The sequence below is a fragment of the Photorhabdus aegyptia genome (genome assembly GCF_000612035.1).
Classification (GTDB): Bacteria; Pseudomonadota; Gammaproteobacteria; order Enterobacterales; family Enterobacteriaceae; genus Photorhabdus; species Photorhabdus akhurstii.
The window spans coordinates 1-18,666 of record NZ_JFGV01000004.1 but is presented as its reverse complement, the minus strand read 5'-3'; the positions used below and the strand labels follow the sequence as shown (position 1 = coordinate 18,666).

General features: G+C 44.5%; 18 protein-coding genes and 1 pseudogene. 15 read left to right on the top strand and 4 right to left on the bottom strand.

All coding sequences use genetic code 11. The annotated features are described in order from the left end of the window. Positions 1–233: 233 nt before the first annotated feature. Positions 234–581: pseudogene (locus BA1DRAFT_RS02085) on the top strand (hypothetical protein); the annotation flags it as partial. A gap of 149 nt (positions 582–730) precedes the next feature. On the opposite strand, the gene BA1DRAFT_RS02080 reads toward BA1DRAFT_RS02085, so the two are convergent. From BA1DRAFT_RS02080 to flgA, 4 genes are all read right to left on the bottom strand, one after another. Next, positions 731–1,825, bottom strand: a complete 1,095-nt coding sequence (locus BA1DRAFT_RS02080) for a hypothetical protein (protein ID WP_160169975.1) — start codon at positions 1,823–1,825, stop codon at positions 731–733. Positions 1,826–2,223: 398 nt separating this feature from the next. Beyond that, a complete protein-coding gene (locus BA1DRAFT_RS02075) occupies positions 2,224–2,664 on the bottom strand; it encodes a flagella synthesis protein FlgN (protein ID WP_036775741.1) in 441 nt (146 codons plus the stop codon). 11 nt (positions 2,665–2,675) lie between these two features. After that, positions 2,676–2,978 (bottom strand): flagellar biosynthesis anti-sigma factor FlgM, encoded by a 303-nt coding sequence (gene flgM / locus BA1DRAFT_RS02070; RefSeq protein ID WP_036775739.1) that lies wholly within the window; start codon positions 2,976–2,978, stop codon positions 2,676–2,678. Positions 2,979–3,103: 125 nt separating this feature from the next. Beyond that, positions 3,104–3,844 (bottom strand): flagellar basal body P-ring formation chaperone FlgA, encoded by a 741-nt coding sequence (gene flgA / locus BA1DRAFT_RS02065; protein WP_235200942.1) that lies wholly within the window; start codon positions 3,842–3,844, stop codon positions 3,104–3,106. Positions 3,845–4,001: 157 nt separating this feature from the next. Between flgA and flgB the strand changes: the two genes are divergently transcribed. From flgB to BA1DRAFT_RS01995, 14 genes are all read left to right on the top strand, one after another. Further along, positions 4,002–4,415: a flagellar basal body rod protein FlgB gene (gene flgB / locus BA1DRAFT_RS02060; RefSeq protein WP_036775736.1), complete on the top strand. Its 414-nt coding sequence runs from the start codon at positions 4,002–4,004 to the stop codon at positions 4,413–4,415. A 5-nt stretch (positions 4,416–4,420) separates the two neighbouring features. Beyond that, positions 4,421–4,825 carry a flagellar basal body rod protein FlgC gene (gene flgC, locus BA1DRAFT_RS02055; protein ID WP_036775735.1) on the top strand — a complete coding sequence of 135 codons (405 nt, stop codon included), beginning with the start codon at positions 4,421–4,423 and terminating at the stop codon, positions 4,823–4,825. 12 nt (positions 4,826–4,837) lie between these two features. After that, positions 4,838–5,527 carry a flagellar hook assembly protein FlgD gene (gene flgD / locus BA1DRAFT_RS02050; RefSeq protein WP_036775734.1) on the top strand — a complete coding sequence of 230 codons (690 nt, stop codon included), beginning with the start codon at positions 4,838–4,840 and terminating at the stop codon, positions 5,525–5,527. 27 nt (positions 5,528–5,554) lie between these two features. Beyond that, entirely contained in the window at positions 5,555–6,769 is a 1,215-nt protein-coding gene (flgE, locus tag BA1DRAFT_RS02045; protein ID WP_036775732.1) for a flagellar hook protein FlgE, read from the top strand. 18 nt (positions 6,770–6,787) lie between these two features. After that, a complete protein-coding gene (locus BA1DRAFT_RS02040; protein WP_036775731.1) occupies positions 6,788–7,543 on the top strand; it encodes a flagellar basal body rod protein FlgF in 756 nt (251 codons plus the stop codon). 23 nt (positions 7,544–7,566) lie between these two features. Next, positions 7,567–8,349 carry a flagellar basal-body rod protein FlgG gene (gene flgG / locus BA1DRAFT_RS02035; RefSeq protein WP_036775730.1) on the top strand — a complete coding sequence of 261 codons (783 nt, stop codon included), beginning with the start codon at positions 7,567–7,569 and terminating at the stop codon, positions 8,347–8,349. A gap of 74 nt (positions 8,350–8,423) precedes the next feature. Next, a complete protein-coding gene (locus BA1DRAFT_RS02030; protein WP_036775729.1) occupies positions 8,424–9,176 on the top strand; it encodes a flagellar basal body L-ring protein FlgH in 753 nt (250 codons plus the stop codon). 12 nt (positions 9,177–9,188) lie between these two features. Beyond that, positions 9,189–10,298, top strand: coding sequence for a flagellar basal body P-ring protein FlgI (locus tag BA1DRAFT_RS02025; RefSeq protein ID WP_036775728.1), 1,110 nt, complete (start codon positions 9,189–9,191; stop codon positions 10,296–10,298). Next, complete coding sequence (gene flgJ, locus BA1DRAFT_RS02020) at positions 10,298–11,239, top strand: flagellar assembly peptidoglycan hydrolase FlgJ (protein ID WP_036775727.1); 942 nt, start codon at positions 10,298–10,300, stop codon at positions 11,237–11,239. The genes BA1DRAFT_RS02025 and flgJ overlap by 1 nt, the downstream gene beginning before the upstream one ends. A 130-nt stretch (positions 11,240–11,369) precedes the next feature. After that, on the top strand, positions 11,370–13,013 hold the full coding sequence (flgK, locus tag BA1DRAFT_RS02015; protein ID WP_036775726.1) for a flagellar hook-associated protein FlgK: 1,644 nt from the start codon (positions 11,370–11,372) through the stop codon (positions 13,011–13,013). 74 nt (positions 13,014–13,087) lie between these two features. Continuing rightward, positions 13,088–14,053, top strand: coding sequence for a flagellar hook-associated protein FlgL (gene flgL / locus BA1DRAFT_RS02010; protein WP_036775725.1), 966 nt, complete (start codon positions 13,088–13,090; stop codon positions 14,051–14,053). 428 nt (positions 14,054–14,481) lie between these two features. Next, on the top strand, positions 14,482–16,449 hold the full coding sequence (locus BA1DRAFT_RS02005) for a type VI secretion system Vgr family protein (RefSeq protein ID WP_036775724.1): 1,968 nt from the start codon (positions 14,482–14,484) through the stop codon (positions 16,447–16,449). Next, positions 16,449–17,375, top strand: a complete 927-nt coding sequence (locus BA1DRAFT_RS02000; protein WP_036775723.1) for a DUF4123 domain-containing protein — start codon at positions 16,449–16,451, stop codon at positions 17,373–17,375. Before BA1DRAFT_RS02005 ends, BA1DRAFT_RS02000 begins: the two co-directional genes overlap by 1 nt. A gap of 20 nt (positions 17,376–17,395) precedes the next feature. Next, on the top strand, positions 17,396–18,666 hold a 1,271-nt coding region (locus BA1DRAFT_RS01995; RefSeq protein ID WP_036775722.1), incomplete at its 3' end, for a hypothetical protein.

Here is an 18,666-nt window from a genome sequence, read left to right as displayed (position 1 = left end):
ATACCAAGTTGATGTCAGACCATCATATGAAAAGCGTCGATTTTAGTATTTTCTGATGTCCCCTGTACTGCTTTGTTTTACAGATTTTTTCAGTTTATCGAGGTGGGAGTGGATAGAGATCGCATAGTTGTTGGGTGATTTTCATGGGATGTCTGATCTGTCTGGATACGGCGGGAGGTTGCTTGGCGTTGGTAGGTAGTGGGGCCAATAGTTCCGAAAAGAGGGTTGGTGTACATATGCGCACAAATGGGATCTGGGATAAAGAAAATCCCATTACGTTTTCGGCTCCTAGCGGCGTAACGTATTTTGGCAGCGCTATCGAACTGAATGGTGTGGGAAATCGTCTGGTAGTGTGGGCGGCTTCCAGTGTGTATGTATATACCTGTCTGAATAATAAATGGAATATGGAAACACCTATTGAGATTCTGGACCCTTCAGGTCCTCCAGACTATTTCAAGGGTCTTGGTAAGGTTGCCTGCCTGAATAAGGCGGGGACGAGTTTGGCTGTTGGGGCAACGTCAGAAAGTGTTGATTCTAAATCCAAAGCCGGTGCAGTTTATGTTTTTGAGAATATCAAATGATGGTCTAATCTAGGATAGCCCCATTTTTTGTATATATTACAAGGAAATGGGACTACCACAATGGGTGGTAATGCTCTGACACAGTGCGCGGCTAATGGTCGGTAAACTATATAAGTAAGCCGCTGAAATTTCTGTCAGACTCAGCGGATTCAATATTGTCTGAAAAAATAGTCGATCATTTCCTGTTCAATTTCAAAGGCAAAGGCATCACGTCGTTCTGCCAGGTAGCTTTTTAGTACAGTCAGTGAGCGTAGGCTTTCGCGCAGTTGGATTTCGTTTTCTATATTTTGTCGCAATTTTTTGCAATGTTCGCGGAGGTTATTCTCTATTGCCTTCGATGTATTACCTCCCAGTGTGCGCCAAATCATGCCCGGTAATGAATCAGATTGTTTTAGCTGATTAAGCTCATTGGCTAATATGTCTATACGTGCTTTGAGCAATTTATTGATGTCGGATATATCCTGGCTGTTAAAACTGAAAGTTGGATCAATGTACTTGTGGTACATGTTTATTATCGTCCAGACATCATTATCTTTCTTAGCTTGCGATAACTGTACCATCAATTGGTTTTTTTTCTTTTTCTCATCTAAATCCGGTTCACGATCCGGATGCAGTACCTTGGCTATTTTTCTATACATTTGGCTCACTTCCTGCGATTTAAACAAAGAATCTAGTTTTTTCTGGTCTTCTGCCGCAGGGTCGAAGTCAGAGGTCTCTTCTGCATCATATTCATCGTAGAAATGTTCTGATTCCCGTTGAAAACGCTGTTCTATGGTGGCACGCATTTTTTCGGGATTTTTTATCATATCAAGTAATTCTTCATCAGATATTTCTTCATTAAAATCAAAATATTCACCAAAAGTCTGCCGGATATCAGCCATCTGTTCTGGTGTCGGAATTTCCTCTTCTTTAAACGCATGAAGATTGGAAAAGTGATCGGTCAACTTATTGAGATCAAGGTTTTCGTTAAAGGGGTAAGTACATAACTCAGCAAGCTCTTCTTCTATCCAGGAAAATAGTTCTCTTCGTTGGTTTTTCCCCAACGATTTTTTATCGGCAAATGAAAGCAACCGCGCCGCTTTATCGTATCTGGACTGCATATATTGATGCTCTACCGGTAAGACCTCTTGTTGAAAGCGCATGAACAGTTCGTCTTGCTGCTGTTGTAGCTTGGCGATCTTCAACTGGTATTTTTCGATGGACGTCCAGTAAGCTTTGAATTGTTGCTGAGGCGTTTTTGGCATCTGCTGTCCGCTAGATTTGCTTTTTTTTAATTTCTTGTGCATCAATGTGTTATTCCCAAGATAGATCAATGAAATGAAGGGTGTTCTCGCTGTTAATCCATTAGCCTGATTTTTGATAATCTCCCCGTTGTTGCTTATTCCTATTTTGCAGTATATTTTTGCAACACGCAAAACGTTATTGTTTCGCAATTGTTACGTTAGCTTACAAACAGTGATTTTTGCCAATCCGTTCTCCCCTGATTGCAACAACCATTTCACAGTACATTTCGTTTGAATTATTCATGCTTGAGGACTCTGTGAGCAGATACGAAGCTCGGTTTGAACAGGAAGGTGGTGCTTACAAATACGATCAAAACAATAAAAAGCAGCACTACCGCAATAGGCGGTAATGCGCTGAATTAAACTTGAGCTCTATGGCCGGAAAGCGCAGAGTGACGGGCAGCTTGGCCGTCTGAGCCATAAAGAGAAGGGCTATGGTGGCTTTTTAGAAAAGCGATAGCTTGACTATTTAGTTCAAGATGTTGAGTTAATAGCAGGCCGTTATGGGTATTTAGATCACGAATTTGGGTGACAGCTTTGCCGATCTGTTGCCATAACGTGGCAAGCATAGGTTGTTTATCATAAGGTGCAATGATGTTTAATGTCTTGCTCAAATTAAGACGTTGCTGTTCTGAATGGCTAAGCGCAGATAACAAAAAATTTTTTCGTTCTGTTATCTGGTGCAAATCTCGTGCTTCAATAAAACCCTCGCATAAAATACGCTGTTCTTCCGCCATAGTTTGGGTCAGCGAGGTCAAATAGGTCACTTGCTGTTCGAGTAATTGTTGTAGTGCTTCCATAGCGGGTTCAATTATTTCTTATCGTACTGAAAGTTTTCGGCGGCTTCTTTGAGCAAAGCATCTGCGATTTTACCGCTGTTCATTTTTAAAGTTCCTTGAGCAATAGCTTCTTTCAACTTTTGCACCTTTTGGATATTGATATCCTGGCTGCTTGGTTGAACCAGTTTTGCTTGTGCTTCGCTCAGTTTTACTTGTGCATCGCTGCTTTGTAAGGTAACGCCGGAGGTTTTGCGGGTGCCTTGGGCGCTTTCATTAGTTGGTCGCTGTTGAACAGCAGCGATAGCTAATAAGGGGTGAGTGCGTTCGATACTCATAATTATTATCCTTTATGGCCAGGCATAGGTTCACCTATGGATCGGAGCAGGTTATATGCCATTTGCATACCTGCAAATCGTGCTCTGCTGGTTATATCGGCACAGAGAAAGAAAACTTTAGGAACTTATAACATGATTTTTACACTGCCGTTTTCTAATGCCTGGCCGGTTATAACATGTCCTGAATTCATTCGAACCCTGACTTTATCAGAAATGGCGGCGTTATTAATAGCTTTCCCTTCATTCCGTATCTGAAAGCCATTCCCCTGAATGATCACCACCACACTCTGGCCTGACCGTATCGCCCACGGGCGGCGTAACATATTACGTGTAATGACTTGCCCCGCTGGGATGTTACGTATTGTAATGCTGTTTTTTATTTCATTTTTGTTAATAACCAGATCATGGGGTAATTTTTCCAGTAATCCGCTTCTGACCTGAAAATCGTCCTCTGATAAAACATCATTACGTGAGATGGTTCGGCGGGTAACCAGATAATTTCCTGTCACACTGACAGCGACTTGAATGAATTTGCGTTGTTGATGGCAGATAACAGGTAAGGAGAGATTTCCCCAGTTTTGACCACCAATAGCGGGTTGAATTTCTGGCCGTTCACACTGGGGCCATTGTTGTTCAGGGGTTCTGATGTTAACAGAAACTTTGTGATGGTTAGCCTTATGTATTTGCTGGAAATAGTGCTCTATAACTTGGGGTAAATTATTGCCCCATGCCATCGAAGTGATAAAGAAAAATGCGAACAGCCCGATAATGTTTATAGCATGCATCTTCTCGCTCTCATTATTTCTGTCGGTCAATACGCTGCTGTTTAGTCGCGTATATTTAGTCGCGTGTAAGTGTACCTGCATCGAATATCAGTCAATGGGATAAATAGCAATCCAATTAGCGTCTATTCACCCGATAGGCTTTTCCTTCTGCGTTTATTCTGTTTACTGCGAATTTCGCGATCGTGAAAAGCGCGATTAAAAGTTCACAACACAGGTCAGTCACATCAGAGGGAGGAATATGCTCGATAAATTAGATGCAGCCTTTCATTTTCAGCAGGAAGCCCTGTCATTGCGATCTCGGCGGCAAGAAATATTGTCCGCTAATATCGCTAATGCGGATACGCCCGGTTATCAAGCGCGGGATATTGATTTCGCCACACAACTGAAAAAAACCATTGCACACGGTCGGGTCACCGGAAACGGGATCGGGCTGACGCTGACATCCGATCGGCATATTCCTATTCAGCCTCAGAAGAGAATGGAGATGGACTTACTGTATCGGGTGCCTTATCAGCCAGCGATGGATGGCAACACGGTAGATATGGATATGGAACGCAGCAATTTTATGGATAACAGCTTGAAATATCAGGCTGAACTGACTGCGACCAGCTCTCAGGTTAAAAGCATGATGTCAGTCTTACAGCAAGGATAAGGGCAATGTCTTTACTCAGTGTTTTTGATATTGCCAGTTCGGCATTATCAGCTCAATCCCAACGATTAAATGTCAGCGCCAGCAATATGGCAAATGCCGATAGCGTTGCGGGGCCTGATGGTCAGCCATATCGGGCTAAACAAGTTGTTTTCCGTGTTGCCGCACCGGCAGGGCAAGAAACCGGCGGCGTCAGAGTCAGTGAAATTGTTGATGATCCCACTCCTTTCCGCCTTGAGTATCAGCCAGGTCACCCATTGGCTGATGAAAAGGGGTATGTGCGGATGCCAAACGTTGATGTGGTCGGAGAAATGATTAACACCATTTCTGCTTCCCGTAGTTATCAAGCCAACGTTGAAGTGCTTAATACAACTAAATCGATAATGTTGAAAACATTGACGTTAGGTCAGTAACAGGAGTGACTCATGGCTATTACCGGTTCAGTGAATGAATCACTGAATAACATGACTGTTGGTGAGTTAGCATCGAACGGCAAGAAAAAGAATAGTGAAGAGCTGAATAGCAACTTCATGAAATTGCTGGTCGCGCAAATGAAAAATCAAGATCCAACTAACCCGATGAAGAACAATGAGCTGACTTCCCATTTGGCGCAGATTAACACCTTGGCGGGGATCGAAAAGCTGAATACCACACTGGGGTCTATTGTCGGTCAGATAAATAATAATCAGTCTGTACAGGCATCGGCTCTGATTGGGCGAGGCGTGATGATCCCAGGGGATACCATCCTGGTGGGTTCAAAGGAAAATGGAAGCATCAGCACGTCACAATATGGTATTGAACTGGCAAGACCGGCAGATAGTGTAAAAGTCACCATCACTGATAAGCAAGGCGGGGTTGTACGCCAAATTGATCTCGGTGCCTTGGAAGCGGGTGTTCATAATTTCACTTGGGATGGCATAAAAGAAGATGGTGCTGTAGCTGAGGAATCCGCTTATAAATTCACCATTACAGCCAGCTATCAAGGCTATCCGAGCGTATTTCAGCAACTGAGGCACGCGGAGGTGAAGGGTGTTACTCGTGACGCGGATGGCGCTAAGTTAGATTTAGGGCGGATTGGTGCCGTCACTATGGATCAAATACGTCAGATTCTTTAACCAGCAAGAATTTTAACGGAGAATAATATGGCTTTTTCACAAGCAGTAAGTGGTTTGAATGCCGCGGCAGGTAATTTGGATGTTATTGGTAATAATATCGCTAACGCGGCGACATATGGTTTTAAATCCAGCACGGTTGCTTTTTCTGACATTTTTGCCGGTTCTCAGGTGGGGCTGGGGGTGAAAATATCGGGTGTTAATCAGAATTTTAAAGATGGTACGCCGACGACGACCAATCGCCCACTTGATTTGGCGATCACTCAAAGCGGTTTTTTCCGTATGCAAGGCGGTGATGGTAAGATCTACTATTCCCGTAACGGTCAATTCAAGATGGATGAGAACCGCAATATTATCAACATGCAAGGCATGAAATTGACCGGCTATCCCGCCGCCAGTGTCAATGGTGGCACGCCGGAGATTCAGAAAGGGGCTAACCCAGAGCCGATTACAATACCTCAAGGTATGTTGGCGGCTAAGGCAACAACTAAGGTGACGATGACAACCAACCTTAATTCGATGCATAAAAAACCGACAGAGGCTTTCTCGCCGGAAAATAAGGATTCTTATAACTACCCTACCACTGTTACCACTTTTGATAGCTTGGGTAACCCACATAATATCAAGGTTTTCTTTGTGAAAACGAACGATAACGAATGGCAGGTTCATGCTCAGGATAGTGCGGTAGAGGGCGCTAAAGCCGCTTCGTTGGGGACGTTGAAATTTGATGGCAACGGTAAACTGATTGGTGACAATAATCAGTTTACATTTAATGTTCCCTCTCTGAATGGTTCAAATGCCTCTGATATCACTATTGATTTTAATGGCAGTAAGCAGCAGAAAATTGATGCTGATAGCATATCGACACTCAAGGCAGACGGTTATGCCGCAGGTGAATTCAGTGGCTACCGTATTGAGTCAGATGGCCGCGTTGTCGGCACCTATTCCAATAAACAATCCCAGTTATTGGGGCAGATCGTTCTGGCTAATTTTGCTAACCCAGAGGGGATGTCAGCGCAGGGGGACAACGTTTGGGTAGAGACGGGGGCTTCTGGTAACCCTGTTGTTGGCATTGCGGATTCTGGCGGTTTTGGCAAATTGCTCAGTGGTTCGCTGGAAGCATCCAACGTCGATATGAGCCAGGAACTGGTTAATATGATCGTGGCGCAGCGCAACTATCAATCCAGTGCGCAAACCATTAAAACTCAAGATCAGATCCTACAAACGCTGGTCAGCCTGCGCTGATAGTTTCAGGATAGCATTATGGATCATGTCATTTATACCGCAATGGGCGGTGCTCGTCAGACACTAGAACATCAAGCAGTGACGGCGAATAACCTGGCTAATGCATCGACACCGGGTTTTAAGGCGCAACTGGCTGCTTTGCGAGCGGTGCCTGTTGAAGGGGCTGCCTTTAATACTCGCACTTTGGTTGTGGCTTCAACGCCGGGTTCTGACAATCGTCAGGGGCCGATGAACTATACCTCTCGTCCGTTGGATGTGGCGATTGGGCAGGGGGGATATCTGGCGGTTCAGCTTGAAGATGGTTCTGAGGCTTATACACGTAACGGTAGCATTCAGATTTCAGCGGAAGGTCAGTTAACCGTCCAAGGTAACTTGTTGATGGGCGACAACGGCCCGATCAATATTCCGCCACAGGCTGAGTTAACCCTGGCGACGGATGGTTCTATATCTGCACTGATTCCTGGCGATCCGCCAACACAGTTAGGGCAACTTGGCAGATTGAAAATGGTGAAACCGGAGAGCGATCAGCTAGTCCGCGGCGATGATGGCCTTTTTCACATGACGGAACAGGCGCAAGGGTTGCAGGGTGATGTCTTGCCAGCCAGTGATGAGATGAAATTAATGCCCGGTGTGCTTGAAGGAAGTAACGTCAACCCAATGGAAAGCATGGTGAGTATGATTGCTAATGCCCGCCGTTTTGAAATGCAGATGAAAGTCATCCATAGCTCAGATGAAAATGCACAACGTGCTAATCAGCTATTAGCAATAAGTTGATTTAGACACAGAGGATAAAACCGATGATCCGATCATTATGGATTGCTAAAACTGGGCTGGATGCTCAGCAAACTAATATGGATGTGATTGCCAACAACCTGGCAAACGTCAGCACCAATGGTTTTAAACGCCAGCGTGCCATTTTTGAAGATCTGCTTTACCAGAACATTCGTCAACCAGGGGCGATGTCATCGGAGCAAACCCGCCTGCCTTCTGGTTTACAGATAGGTACTGGGGTGCGCCCGGTAGCAACAGAACGTATACATAGTCAGGGAAACTTATCTGAAACTAATAACAGCCATAATGTTGCTATTAGAGGAAAGGGTTTCTTTCAGGTTCAGTTACCTGATGGCACCAGCGCCTATACCCGTGACGGTTCATTTCAGGAAGATCAAAACGGGCAGTTGACGACCGCTAGCGGTTTTTTGATCTTCCCTACCATTACTATTCCTGATAATGCGACGGACCTCGCCATAAGCAGTGATGGTATTGTCAGTGTGAAAGTACAGGGGCAATCCGCATCTCAGCAAATAGGTCAATTTACCCTGACAACTTTTATCAATGAGAGTGGGTTAGAGAGTATTGGTGAAAACCTGTATGTAGAGACTAGCAGCTCTGGCGTACCGATTGAAAATACACCGGGAATCAATGGCGCAGGGTTGCTCCAGCATAAATATGTTGAAACATCTAACGTCAATATTGCGGAAGAATTGGTCAACATGATTCAGACTCAGCGTGCTTATGAAGTTAACACTAAGGCGGTGTCGACGTCTGATCAGATGCTACAAAAACTGACTCAGTTATAACCTAATCGTCAATCAGAACCGCGGGGAAACACTCAGTTTCCCCGTTATTCAGGGATAAATAAAGAGTATCGAAGATGGATACAATGGCTGTTGCCGAGACCAGCGCCGTTTGTCAGTTCCGCCATTTACGGAAAAATGTGGCGCATAAATGGCGTTGTAGTATAGCACTGGCGGTATTGTCACTAACGGGCTGTGCGTATATACCGCAAAAATCCCTGGTTGAGGGAGCAACCACCGCAGCACCTTCTGCGGCAACCGCGCCAGTCCCTAATGGCGCTATTTTTCAAGTAGTACAGCCGGTTTATTATGGTTATCAGCCGCTATTTGAAGATCGCCGACCCCGAAATATTGGCGATACCCTGACGATTACATTGCAGGAAAATGTCAGCGCCAGTAAGAACTCTTCGGCTAATGCCAGCCGTAATGGAAAAAACACATTTTCCGCAGCACTGACTCCCCGTTTCCTGAAAGGGTTAATTGGCGGAGATAAAACCGATCTGGATATGGAAGCCGATAATACTTTTGGTGGGAAAGGCGGCGCTAATGCGAATAACACTTTCAGAGGAACGATTACCGTGACGGTCGATCAGTTACTGGCAAATGGTAACTTACATGTGGTCGGTGAAAAGCAGATTGCTATCAATCAGGGAACCGAGTTTATCCGTTTCTCCGGTGTCGTTAACCCACGGACAATTAATGCTAATAATACCGTCAGCTCCAATCAGGTCGCGGACGCCCGCATTGAATATGTGGGCAATGGCTATATTAATGAAGCGCAGCACATGGGGTGGTTACAGCGTTTCTTCCTGAATGTCGCACCATTTTAACAGGGGATGGTTATGATAAAACAATTTGCTGTCAGCCTTCTTCTTGTATTGCTGGCTCTGGTGACAACGACAGTATCCGCAGAACGTATCCGTGATCTCACCACGGTTCAAGGAGTACGGGAAAATGCGTTGATTGGTTATGGATTAGTGGTTGGATTGGATGGAACCGGCGACCAGACGACTCAGACGCCATTTACTACCCAAAGTTTAAGCAACATGTTATCCCAATTGGGGATTACCGTTCCGCCGGGAACCAATATGCAGTTGAAAAACGTGGCTGCCGTGATGGTCACTGCGAAACTACCGCCGTTTGGCCGTGCCGGGCAGAATATTGACGTAGTGGTTTCCTCACTGGGGAACGCTAAAAGCTTACGTGGCGGTACTTTGCTGATGACGCCACTAAAAGGTGTTGATAATCAGGTCTATGCTCTGGCGCAGGGGAATATTTTGGTCGGCGGCGCCGGCGCCAGCGCGGGGGGAAGCAGTGTAAAAGTCAATCAGCTCGCGGGTGGTCGGATTAGTAACGGTGCAGTGATTGAACGCGAATTGCCTACGCAATTTGGTGAAAATGGCATACTGAATCTTCAATTAAATAACGAAGACTTCACACTGGCGCAGCAGATCAGCGATACCATCAATCGTGCGGGGAAAACGGGAACGGCAACGCCGCTGGATGCCCGCACAGTACAATTGCGTATGCCGAGAGATAAAAGCGAGCAGGTTAAATTCCTTTCTCATGTGCAGAATTTGACTCTTCGCGTTGATGTCGGTGATGCCAAAGTGATTATCAACTCTCGCACCGGCTCTGTCGTGATGAACCGCAATGTCATGCTGGATAGCTGCGCGGTTGCTCAAGGGAATCTTTCTGTCATTGTTGATAATCAGGTGGTTGTTAGTCAGCCAAATACACCGTTAGCCGGTGGCAGTACCGTTGTTACCCGTAATCCCGCTGTTGCTGTTCGTGAACAAAATGGCGCGTTGCAGCAGGTTAACGCCAGTGCAAGTTTGAGCCATGTTATTCAAGCATTGAATGCATTGGGTGCGACACCGAATGATTTAATGTCAATCTTACAGGCAATGGAAAGTGCAGGTTGTCTGCGGGCGAAACTGGAGATCATTTGATGAATGATTTTTTAACCCTGCCCGGTGCGGCTTATGATGTACAGTCGGTTAACACATTAAAATCCAATCTGGCAAAAGATCCACAACAGGGGCTACGGCAAGTAGCCCAACAAATGGAAGGGCTTTTTGTTCAGATGATGCTGAAAAGTATGCGTTCATCTCTGCCTAAAGATGGCATGTTGAGCAGTGAACAGACACGCCTCTATACTTCGATATACGATCAGCAAATCGCGCAGAATATTGCTCAGAAGGGTTTAGGTTTTGCCGATATGATGCTCAAGCAGCTTGCTAACAACAAAATTGCCCCTAGCGAAATGGTGGGTAAAGTCCCCGTGACGCTGGATAACGAAGTTTTGCAAACCTTGCCAAGGCAGGCGCTTGAGCAATTTATACGTCGAACGGTACCGAAACCCGAGACGGCGCCTAAACCGCTGCCGCTGAACAGTACGAATTTTGTATCCACGCTCTCGACTCCTGCCCGGATAGCTAGCCAACGCAGTGGTATTCCTCATTTGCTGATTATTGCTCAGGCCGCATTAGAGTCTGGTTGGGGACAAAGAGAGATTCTGACCGCTGATGGTAAGCCAAGCCATAATCTGTTTGGTATTAAAGCGGGCAAAGGTTGGAAAGGGCCAGTAACCCATATCCTGACCACAGAATATATCAACGGTGAGCCTCAGAAAATGAAGGATAACTTCCGTGTTTATGGTTCTTACGTGGAAGCGATTGAGGATTACGTCAAATTACTGACAGAGAGTCCCCGTTACGCCAACGTTGCCCGCTCTGCTACCGCGGAACAAGGGGCTTATTCCTTACAACAGGCAGGTTATGCGACCGATCCCGGATATGCGAAAAAACTGGTCTCAGTTATTCAACAGCTAAAAGGTGCGGGAGAACAGGCGGTGAAAGCGTATACCTACGATTTGAGTAAACTATTCTGATCTTTATTTTGCTCAAGTTTTATTGAGTTCAGCCGATAAATTAAAGCAGTTCAGACTTTGTTTTTAGCTGAAAGATTGTTTGCCGCCACCCACTAGCGGAGACAGAAATAAAACGTAAAAGGATCTTCTGATGTCCAACAGTCTTATTAATACCGCGATGAGTGGCCTGCAAGCTGCTCAAATTGCTCTGGGAACCGTGGGTAATAACCTCGCAAATTCTAAAGTTCCTGGTTATAACCGGCAATCGACAGTTGTCAATCAAAACGGCGGCACAATGACGTCCGTTGGCTTTATCGGAAATGGTGTTACTGTCACTAGTATTAACCGTCAATATAATGAATTCATTAATCAACAACTGTCTGAGGCTCGGGCGAAACAAGGTACATTAACCACTTATTCTCAGCAAATTTCCCAGATTGATAATTTGCTGGCAGACAAAGCGAATAACCTGTCAAACACCATTGATGACTTCTTTACCAGCTTACAAAATGTTGTCAGTAATGCGGAAGATGATGCAGCCAGAACGACAGCGATTGGTAAATCAAAAGGGCTGGTAAACCAGTTGCAAAGTGCGGATGCCTTCCTGCGTAAAATGGAAAATAACATTAATCGGGGAATAGCTAATTCGGCTGAGTCTATTAATAACTATGCGCAGCAAATTGCTAAACTCAATGGTGAAATTACCCGTATGAAAGGCGGTGGCAGTGCTGAGCCGAATGCTTTACTGGATCAGCGTGATCAATTGGTCAATGAACTGAATAAATTGGTTGGCGTGAGTGTGATCCAGCAGGATAGTGATTCTTACAATGTCACTTTTGCGGGGGGATTGACACTGGTTCAGGGAACAACCGCTTACCGAGTAGAAGCGATTTCATCCAATGCGGACAGCAGTCGCATTACATTAGGTTATGATCGTGGTTTTGGTGATGTTGTTGAAATTGATGAAAAATTCATTGATAAAGGGGAATTAAGCGGCACATTGAGGGCGCGTAGTGAAGTGCTGGATAATTCCCGTAATCAGTTAAACCAATTAGCGTTGGTATTGGGCGATCAATTTAATCAGGTTCACCGTGCTGGTTTTGATTTAAAAGGCAAACCGGGTGAAGATTTCTTCACATTTAATAACCCGGATGTGGTTGCCAATAGTAGAAATAAAGGTTCTGCTGATTTTAGCGTGGAATATACAGATACCTCAGTGGTAAAAGCCAGTGATTATCATATTAGCTACGATGGGGCTAATTGGAAAATCCAGCGTGCCTCTGATAAGGCGGATATTGCTGCCAAAATAACAGGTAATACACTGGAATTTGATGGATTAAAAGTTGACATTGATCCAACCAATGCAAAAGAACATGACCGATATACACTGAAAACGGTCGGCGGTGTTATTGGCAATATGGCGGTTAATATTAAAGATGCGTCGAAATTGGCGGCTGCCGGTACTAAAGATGGTGGAGCGAGTGATAACGTCAATGCCAAAAAACTCATTGAATTGCAGAACAAAAAATTGGTAGAGGGTAAAGCGTCATTTTCTGGTGCTTATGCTTCAATGGTCAGTACCATTGGTAACCAGACCAGCACAGCGAATGTTGATTTAGAAACTCAGAATAATATTACTAAACAACTTTACGCTGAACAGCAGTCGGTTTCCGGCGTCAACGTAGATGAAGAATATGGCGCATTACAAAACTTACAGCAATATTATCTGGCGAATGCGCAAGTTATCCAGACTGCCACAACGCTATTTAATGCTATTTTGGAACTCCGTCGCTAATAAACGTGCCATTTAATAAAAAATAGCCTGAGACATCTTAGGCATTTAGCTGAATATTTAAAAGGAATGAAATTGTGCGCGTAAGTACCAATATATTGTACGACCAGAAAATGACGAGTATCACTACAGCTCAGTCGAAATGGATGCAGCAGGGAACACAGCTATCCAGTGGTCAGCGGGTGATAAATCCATCTGATGATCCGATGGCGGCATCTCAGGGTGTCATGGTCGCTCAAGCTGAAGCTCAGAACCAGCAATATATAACGGCTCGCTCGTTTGCTAAAAACGCGATTTCCATGCAATTAAGTGTGGTATCCAAAGCTGTTGGTGTGGTTCAAGATATTCATGAAAGTTTGGTAGCCACAGTAAACGGTGTATTGAGTGACGAAGATCGTAACTCGCTGGCTATTCAACTGACAGGGTTTAAAGAACAACTGGTGAATTTGGGTAATACCACCGATGGTAATGGACGCTATATTTTTGCCGGTTATAAAACGGATGTGAAACCTTTTGATGAGAGTACAAGCGGTACAGTTAGCTATCGAGGTGGTTCTGAGGAAATGACTCAGAAAGTGGATAGCAACCGCTCTATGATTATTGGGCATACCGGGGAACAAGTCTTTCTCTCGTCTACCAGTAATCCGATAAAAGAGCCGGATGGCAGCCCGAGTGAATCTGATATATTTAAAACCATAGACATGGCGATTCAGTCATTGAAAACACCATTTGTCGAAGCAGATCAAAAGAGTCGTGATGATGCGCTGGAATTGTTGAATAAGGCTAACCGCGGCGCTCGCAACGCGTTGAATAATATCTCTTCGGTGGAATCGGTATTGGGTTTACAACTGAGAGAAATAGAAGACTTAGATAGCTTGGGGGCAGAACGCAGCCTGGCGAATAAAAGCCGTTTGAGTCAACTGGTTGACGTAGAATGGAACTCAGCTATTTCGAATTATTATCAACAACAAGCCGTACTTCAAGCATCATATAAGACATTTGTTGATATGAAAGGCATGTCGTTGTTTGAGATATTTCGTTAATTTGATTTTCCTTATTTATTTTAATCGCTGGTTTTCGGGCCAGCGATTTTCTCAATTAGATAATCCTGTTTTCTGTTTTTAGTGAATTTACTCTTATCAATATTTTTATTACTGATTCTGGCCAGCAATTTTGGTTAATAAAATCATTATAACTCATTTTAACGTAACTCATTCAATATATTAAAATTTCCCACCAAAAGCCGCCTTTTTGATTAGAATAAAATATCGTTATTTCAAAAAAATAAGTTGATTATTTCTTCCATCTTCTACCCTCCCGTTCATATGTTGAACAGGGAAAAGTTTGGTTAATGAATCTACCGGTGAATATGTTCGGTAATCATTTAAGTAAAAGAGGGTGAAATTATGGTTGTTTTACATGATCTATTTAATTTCCCGAGTCTCAACCTCCTGCAATCAGGAGGAATGTAATGGCAGATTCAGGGCTGGTTTTTACACTTACTGCGGGCTCTCTCCCGGAGAAAACTTTTGCTGTGGTGGAGTTTACTCTAGATGAAGCGCTGTCAGAGTTATTTTGTCTGGAGGCGATATTAACCAGTGCTGATCCGGATATTAATTTCGCTGATGTTCTTGATAATTTTGCGACATTGACCGTTTATCGTGATGGAAAACCTGAGCGCAGTATAACTGGGATTGTGACTCAGTTTGAACAAAGCAGGACAGGTCGTCATCGCAGTCATTATTCCTTGACCATTCAACCTGCTTTATGGCGTGCGGGATTACGGGTTAATTCCCGTATTTTTCAGCATCAATCTGTGACTGAGATTATTGACATATTATTGAAAGAAAATGGCGTTAGAAACTTCTATTGCCAATTGCGTTATGAACATCCTGAACGAGAATTTTGTGTGCAATATGATGAGAGTGATCTGGCGTTTCTCCATCGTTTATTGGCTGATGAAGGGATGTTTTATTATTTCGATTTCACTGAGGAGCGAGGTGAACCGATAATTATTTTCATTGATTCTCATCGGATAAATAACAAATTTTCATTGCCTTATCACCCAGAATTGGATGCTACAGGAAGTCAATGCAGCATCAATCGATTCAGTTGGCGTGAACAGGTCGGGATTGCCAACATTGTGTTGAAGGATCGTACTTTTAAAAATCCGCGGTGGGGGGCTGACTGTTACTATCACGAACGCCAAATTAATCACCAGCGTTCAGATTTACCCAGTTACACTTACTATGATTTTCCCGGGCGCTTTAAAGATGAGCGTGGCGAGCGCCTGAGTCAATATCGTCTGGAAGCGCTCCGCACTGACGCTATGTTTGGCCGTGCACAAAGTGACTGTTTTGCTCTGGCGCCGGCATCAGGGTTTGCGCTTACTGATCATCCGAAAGAGCAATTTAATACCCTGTGGCTGGTGATTAAAATCAGCCATTACGGTAGACAGCCGCAGGCGGATGAATCCCGTTTCGGTGAAATGGGGACGACCTTAACGAACAGCTTCACCTTTGGCGATCGCAACCGGGTATGGCGTCCCTCGCCTTATCCCAAACCGCGCATTGACGGCCTGCAAATTGCGACAGTGGTTGGCCCGGAGGGGGAAGAGATCTTTTGTGATGAATACGGGCGTGTGCGGGTGCAGTTTGCCTGGGATCAATATGGCAAATTCAATGACCACAGTTCTTGTTGGATCAGAGTCAGTCAGGCTTGGGCTGGTAATCGCTGGGGCATGATTGCTATCCCCCGAGTGGGGCAGGAAGTGCTGGTGGATTTTCTGCATGGCGATCCAGATCAGCCAATTATTATTGGGCGTACCTATCATGCCACTAACGTTGTGCCTAACCGTCTGCCGATAGCAAAAACTCAGATGTCAATTCGCTCAAAAACCCATAAAGGGGAAGGTTTTAATGAACTGAGATTTGAAGATGAAAAAGATCGGGAAGAGATATTTATTCATGCTCAGAAGAATCTGGCGATTCAGGTGCTGAATTCCCGGGATGAACGAATTAATTACAACCGTACAACCAGCATTGGCCATGATGACGAACTGGTGATTGCCAATAACCGTAAAGTCACTGTTGATGGGCAACAGGAACATAAAACCATCGGGAACTATGTTGTTCAGGTTGAGGGTGACAAAACGTTGCAGGCCGGCGGCAATGTGGCACAGAAAATTCAGGGTATGCTCAGTATCGATACCAATGGTGATATTACGGTGCAGGGTGGCAACAAAATCAGTCTGAAAGTAGGTAATAGCTTTATCGTTATTCATGCTGATGGTGTCGATATCAAAGGTCCATCTATTAATCTGAACTCTGGGGGAAGTCCCGGGGATTTATTGCGCCCGGCGAATCCGGTCATTTTGCAAGCTGCCGCCAATGCCGGTTCCTTGTTTGTTGCACACTGTCCGAAGGAGGATAACGACTGATGGCCGCTGAAAAATATTATGTCGTCATTGACGGTGCGATTGAATACCGATTGTTTTTTATCTTGGAAAATTTTAATCCCCCTGCGGTTTGTCTTTATGACGAATCTTTATCACCTGAACTGCTTAAGGTGGCGCCTTACTTGGTGGAGGTGACAGAAAAAGTCGGACTGTATTTAGAGGAATGGCAAACATGTTGGGGAATTTGTCTTCACTCAAAAGCGGATATGAAAACATTGCGTCAGCATTTACGCAAATATCTTCAAGTATTATTACCCGATCAAGATAAACCGGTATTTTTCCGGTTTTACGATCCGCGTAATATCTGGGAGTTTCTCAGTGTCCTCAGTGACTGGGAAATTCACTGTTTCATGGGGCCGATAAATAAAATTAGCACTTCTCTGATGGGTGTTAAACATGAGGATAATTTTCACGCGGTCAGAAAACAATTTCCCGCGGAGGCTGGCTCCAGACAAAAGATGTTGCGGATCACAACAAAGCAATATGCTCAGTTAAATGAGCTATTCGAACAACGATATATTAATAAACTGACGCGATTTATTAATGAAGTCAATTACCATAATGGTGCCGGTACCATAGATCTGCCATACGATTCCCTGTCGGCACATTCAGACCGGGTATTGAAAAACACGCTCCCTGATACACATTATTCTCCCGCCTATATGGATGAGGAGACATTTATTCAACATAAAACCTTAGCGGAGGATTGTTTTTATTTTTGTCGTGATAATGAAATCACTGATGAACGCGCCATTGGCGGGTTTCTCTATTTGCTGATGGCGAGACATATCAATCAGTTTGAGCAAATCCCGCTGGCATGGTTAACCGCGCTCAGAGACACCCAGTGGCCGGGTTATTATCGGATGGAAACATTATTAAAAAGCGAATTGGGTTTTATCCCCGATTAGGTAATTAAAAGGTAATTGATATGGTAGAGCAAACTATTTCATCCCGTGCCGGTGTTGCTTGCATGACATGCGACAACCCGGACCCCTGTATTTATAAAATCAGCGTCACTTTTGGTCAGAATACTCAGGTCTGGCCTGAAAAGCCGGTAATTAAGATGGGCCTGATTGATGATGGAAAAGGTCAAAAAGGGATGATACAGATTGAAGGTAAATGTAATAATGCGGATAAACATCATGCGGTGCTAACGGGGGGGCAGAAAGAGAAAACGCTAGAATTTAATGCGCCACAGGAGGTGACATTATTTTATAAAGATCAGCTAAAAGACGCTGAGATTGAAAGTGACTTGGAAAGTGTCTGGTTTTATTTATCTAATCTTGCCAACCCGACAGATATGTACAGTGAGCCGCGTTATTATAAGTTAATAACCCAGGGTTGTCTGGATAGTCAACAGTACGCGACGATAGCGGTTTATCCGTCGGTCAGTTTTATGGTTTCGGTTGGATTGAGCTTTGATTTTTCCCACGGAGAACGTTCTGTAAAGGAGCGGCGTGATGAACAGAAAAAAGCGCGTCAGGCGATGGAAAATGTCAAGCCTAAAAATGGCAATAAACTGCGCAGTGGATGGACAACCCATACGGACCCATTTTATCTGACCCGACAGACGGCCATTAACGTCGAATACGCTTTAACGGTTCAGGATATGGATTACTCGGCGAAGTTTGCGGAAGTGAATAAGGTGAGGAAAACCCTGCCCAATTTAGAGGCTATCAATCGGGTGGAAAAACTGTTGGGTTATACCAAAGAATACCTGGCGCCTGATCCGGATTCAAAAGGCACCCGCAGCTACCAACTGCTTGAGCTCAAAGTGGACCCCATCAATATTGGACTGGCTTATGCTTATGACCGAACCACTTCGATGGATGACCGTACCCATTTTTTGGGTTTCAGTGCCGCTCCTTTTTTGGGGATGACGGCAAAGCTGGATCTCATTCAAATGGGGGCGGCGTATTGCAAGATAGAGAAGGTGGCAGCCAAATTCAGGAAGGCGCTGGCCCGCAGGAATTCAAATGATAAAAACTATTTAGATCTGGAATGTTGCATTATTTTGACATGCAATCTGTCCTTTCAATTGGGTGCCGCTTATAAACAAAAGCAGTGGACTTTTGACGCCGGTAATAAGAATGATTTGAAATTGAGTTTGGAAGGAAAAGTGAATGTCGCCTTTAAGACCCATATTATGATAGTAGAAGTCGCAATAGGAGTGGGTGGGGCTATAAAAACAGCGGCGGG

Excerpts from the sequence above, each read along its gene's own strand:
- BA1DRAFT_RS02040 (WP_036775731.1), top strand. The coding sequence starts at position 6,788 with ATGGATCATGTCATTTATACCGCAATGGGCGGTGCTCGTCAGACACTA.
- BA1DRAFT_RS02005 (WP_036775724.1), top strand. The coding sequence starts at position 14,482 with ATGGCAGATTCAGGGCTGGTTTTTACACTTACTGCGGGCTCTCTCCCG.
- flgJ (WP_036775727.1), top strand. The coding sequence starts at position 10,298 with ATGAATGATTTTTTAACCCTGCCCGGTGCGGCTTATGATGTACAGTCG.
- flgG (WP_036775730.1), top strand. The coding sequence starts at position 7,567 with ATGATCCGATCATTATGGATTGCTAAAACTGGGCTGGATGCTCAGCAA.
- BA1DRAFT_RS02025 (WP_036775728.1), top strand. The coding sequence starts at position 9,189 with ATGATAAAACAATTTGCTGTCAGCCTTCTTCTTGTATTGCTGGCTCTG.
- flgD (WP_036775734.1), top strand. The coding sequence starts at position 4,838 with ATGGCTATTACCGGTTCAGTGAATGAATCACTGAATAACATGACTGTT.
- BA1DRAFT_RS02030 (WP_036775729.1), top strand. The coding sequence starts at position 8,424 with ATGGATACAATGGCTGTTGCCGAGACCAGCGCCGTTTGTCAGTTCCGC.
- flgC (WP_036775735.1), top strand. The coding sequence starts at position 4,421 with ATGTCTTTACTCAGTGTTTTTGATATTGCCAGTTCGGCATTATCAGCT.
- flgA (WP_235200942.1), bottom strand. The coding sequence starts at position 3,844 with ATGCAGGTACACTTACACGCGACTAAATATACGCGACTAAACAGCAGC.
- flgE (WP_036775732.1), top strand. The coding sequence starts at position 5,555 with ATGGCTTTTTCACAAGCAGTAAGTGGTTTGAATGCCGCGGCAGGTAAT.
- flgM (WP_036775739.1), bottom strand. The coding sequence starts at position 2,978 with ATGAGTATCGAACGCACTCACCCCTTATTAGCTATCGCTGCTGTTCAA.
- BA1DRAFT_RS02080 (WP_160169975.1), bottom strand. The coding sequence starts at position 1,825 with ATGCCAAAAACGCCTCAGCAACAATTCAAAGCTTACTGGACGTCCATC.
- BA1DRAFT_RS02000 (WP_036775723.1), top strand. The coding sequence starts at position 16,449 with ATGGCCGCTGAAAAATATTATGTCGTCATTGACGGTGCGATTGAATAC.
- flgK (WP_036775726.1), top strand. The coding sequence starts at position 11,370 with ATGTCCAACAGTCTTATTAATACCGCGATGAGTGGCCTGCAAGCTGCT.
- BA1DRAFT_RS02075 (WP_036775741.1), bottom strand. The coding sequence starts at position 2,664 with ATGGAAGCACTACAACAATTACTCGAACAGCAAGTGACCTATTTGACC.
- flgB (WP_036775736.1), top strand. The coding sequence starts at position 4,002 with ATGCTCGATAAATTAGATGCAGCCTTTCATTTTCAGCAGGAAGCCCTG.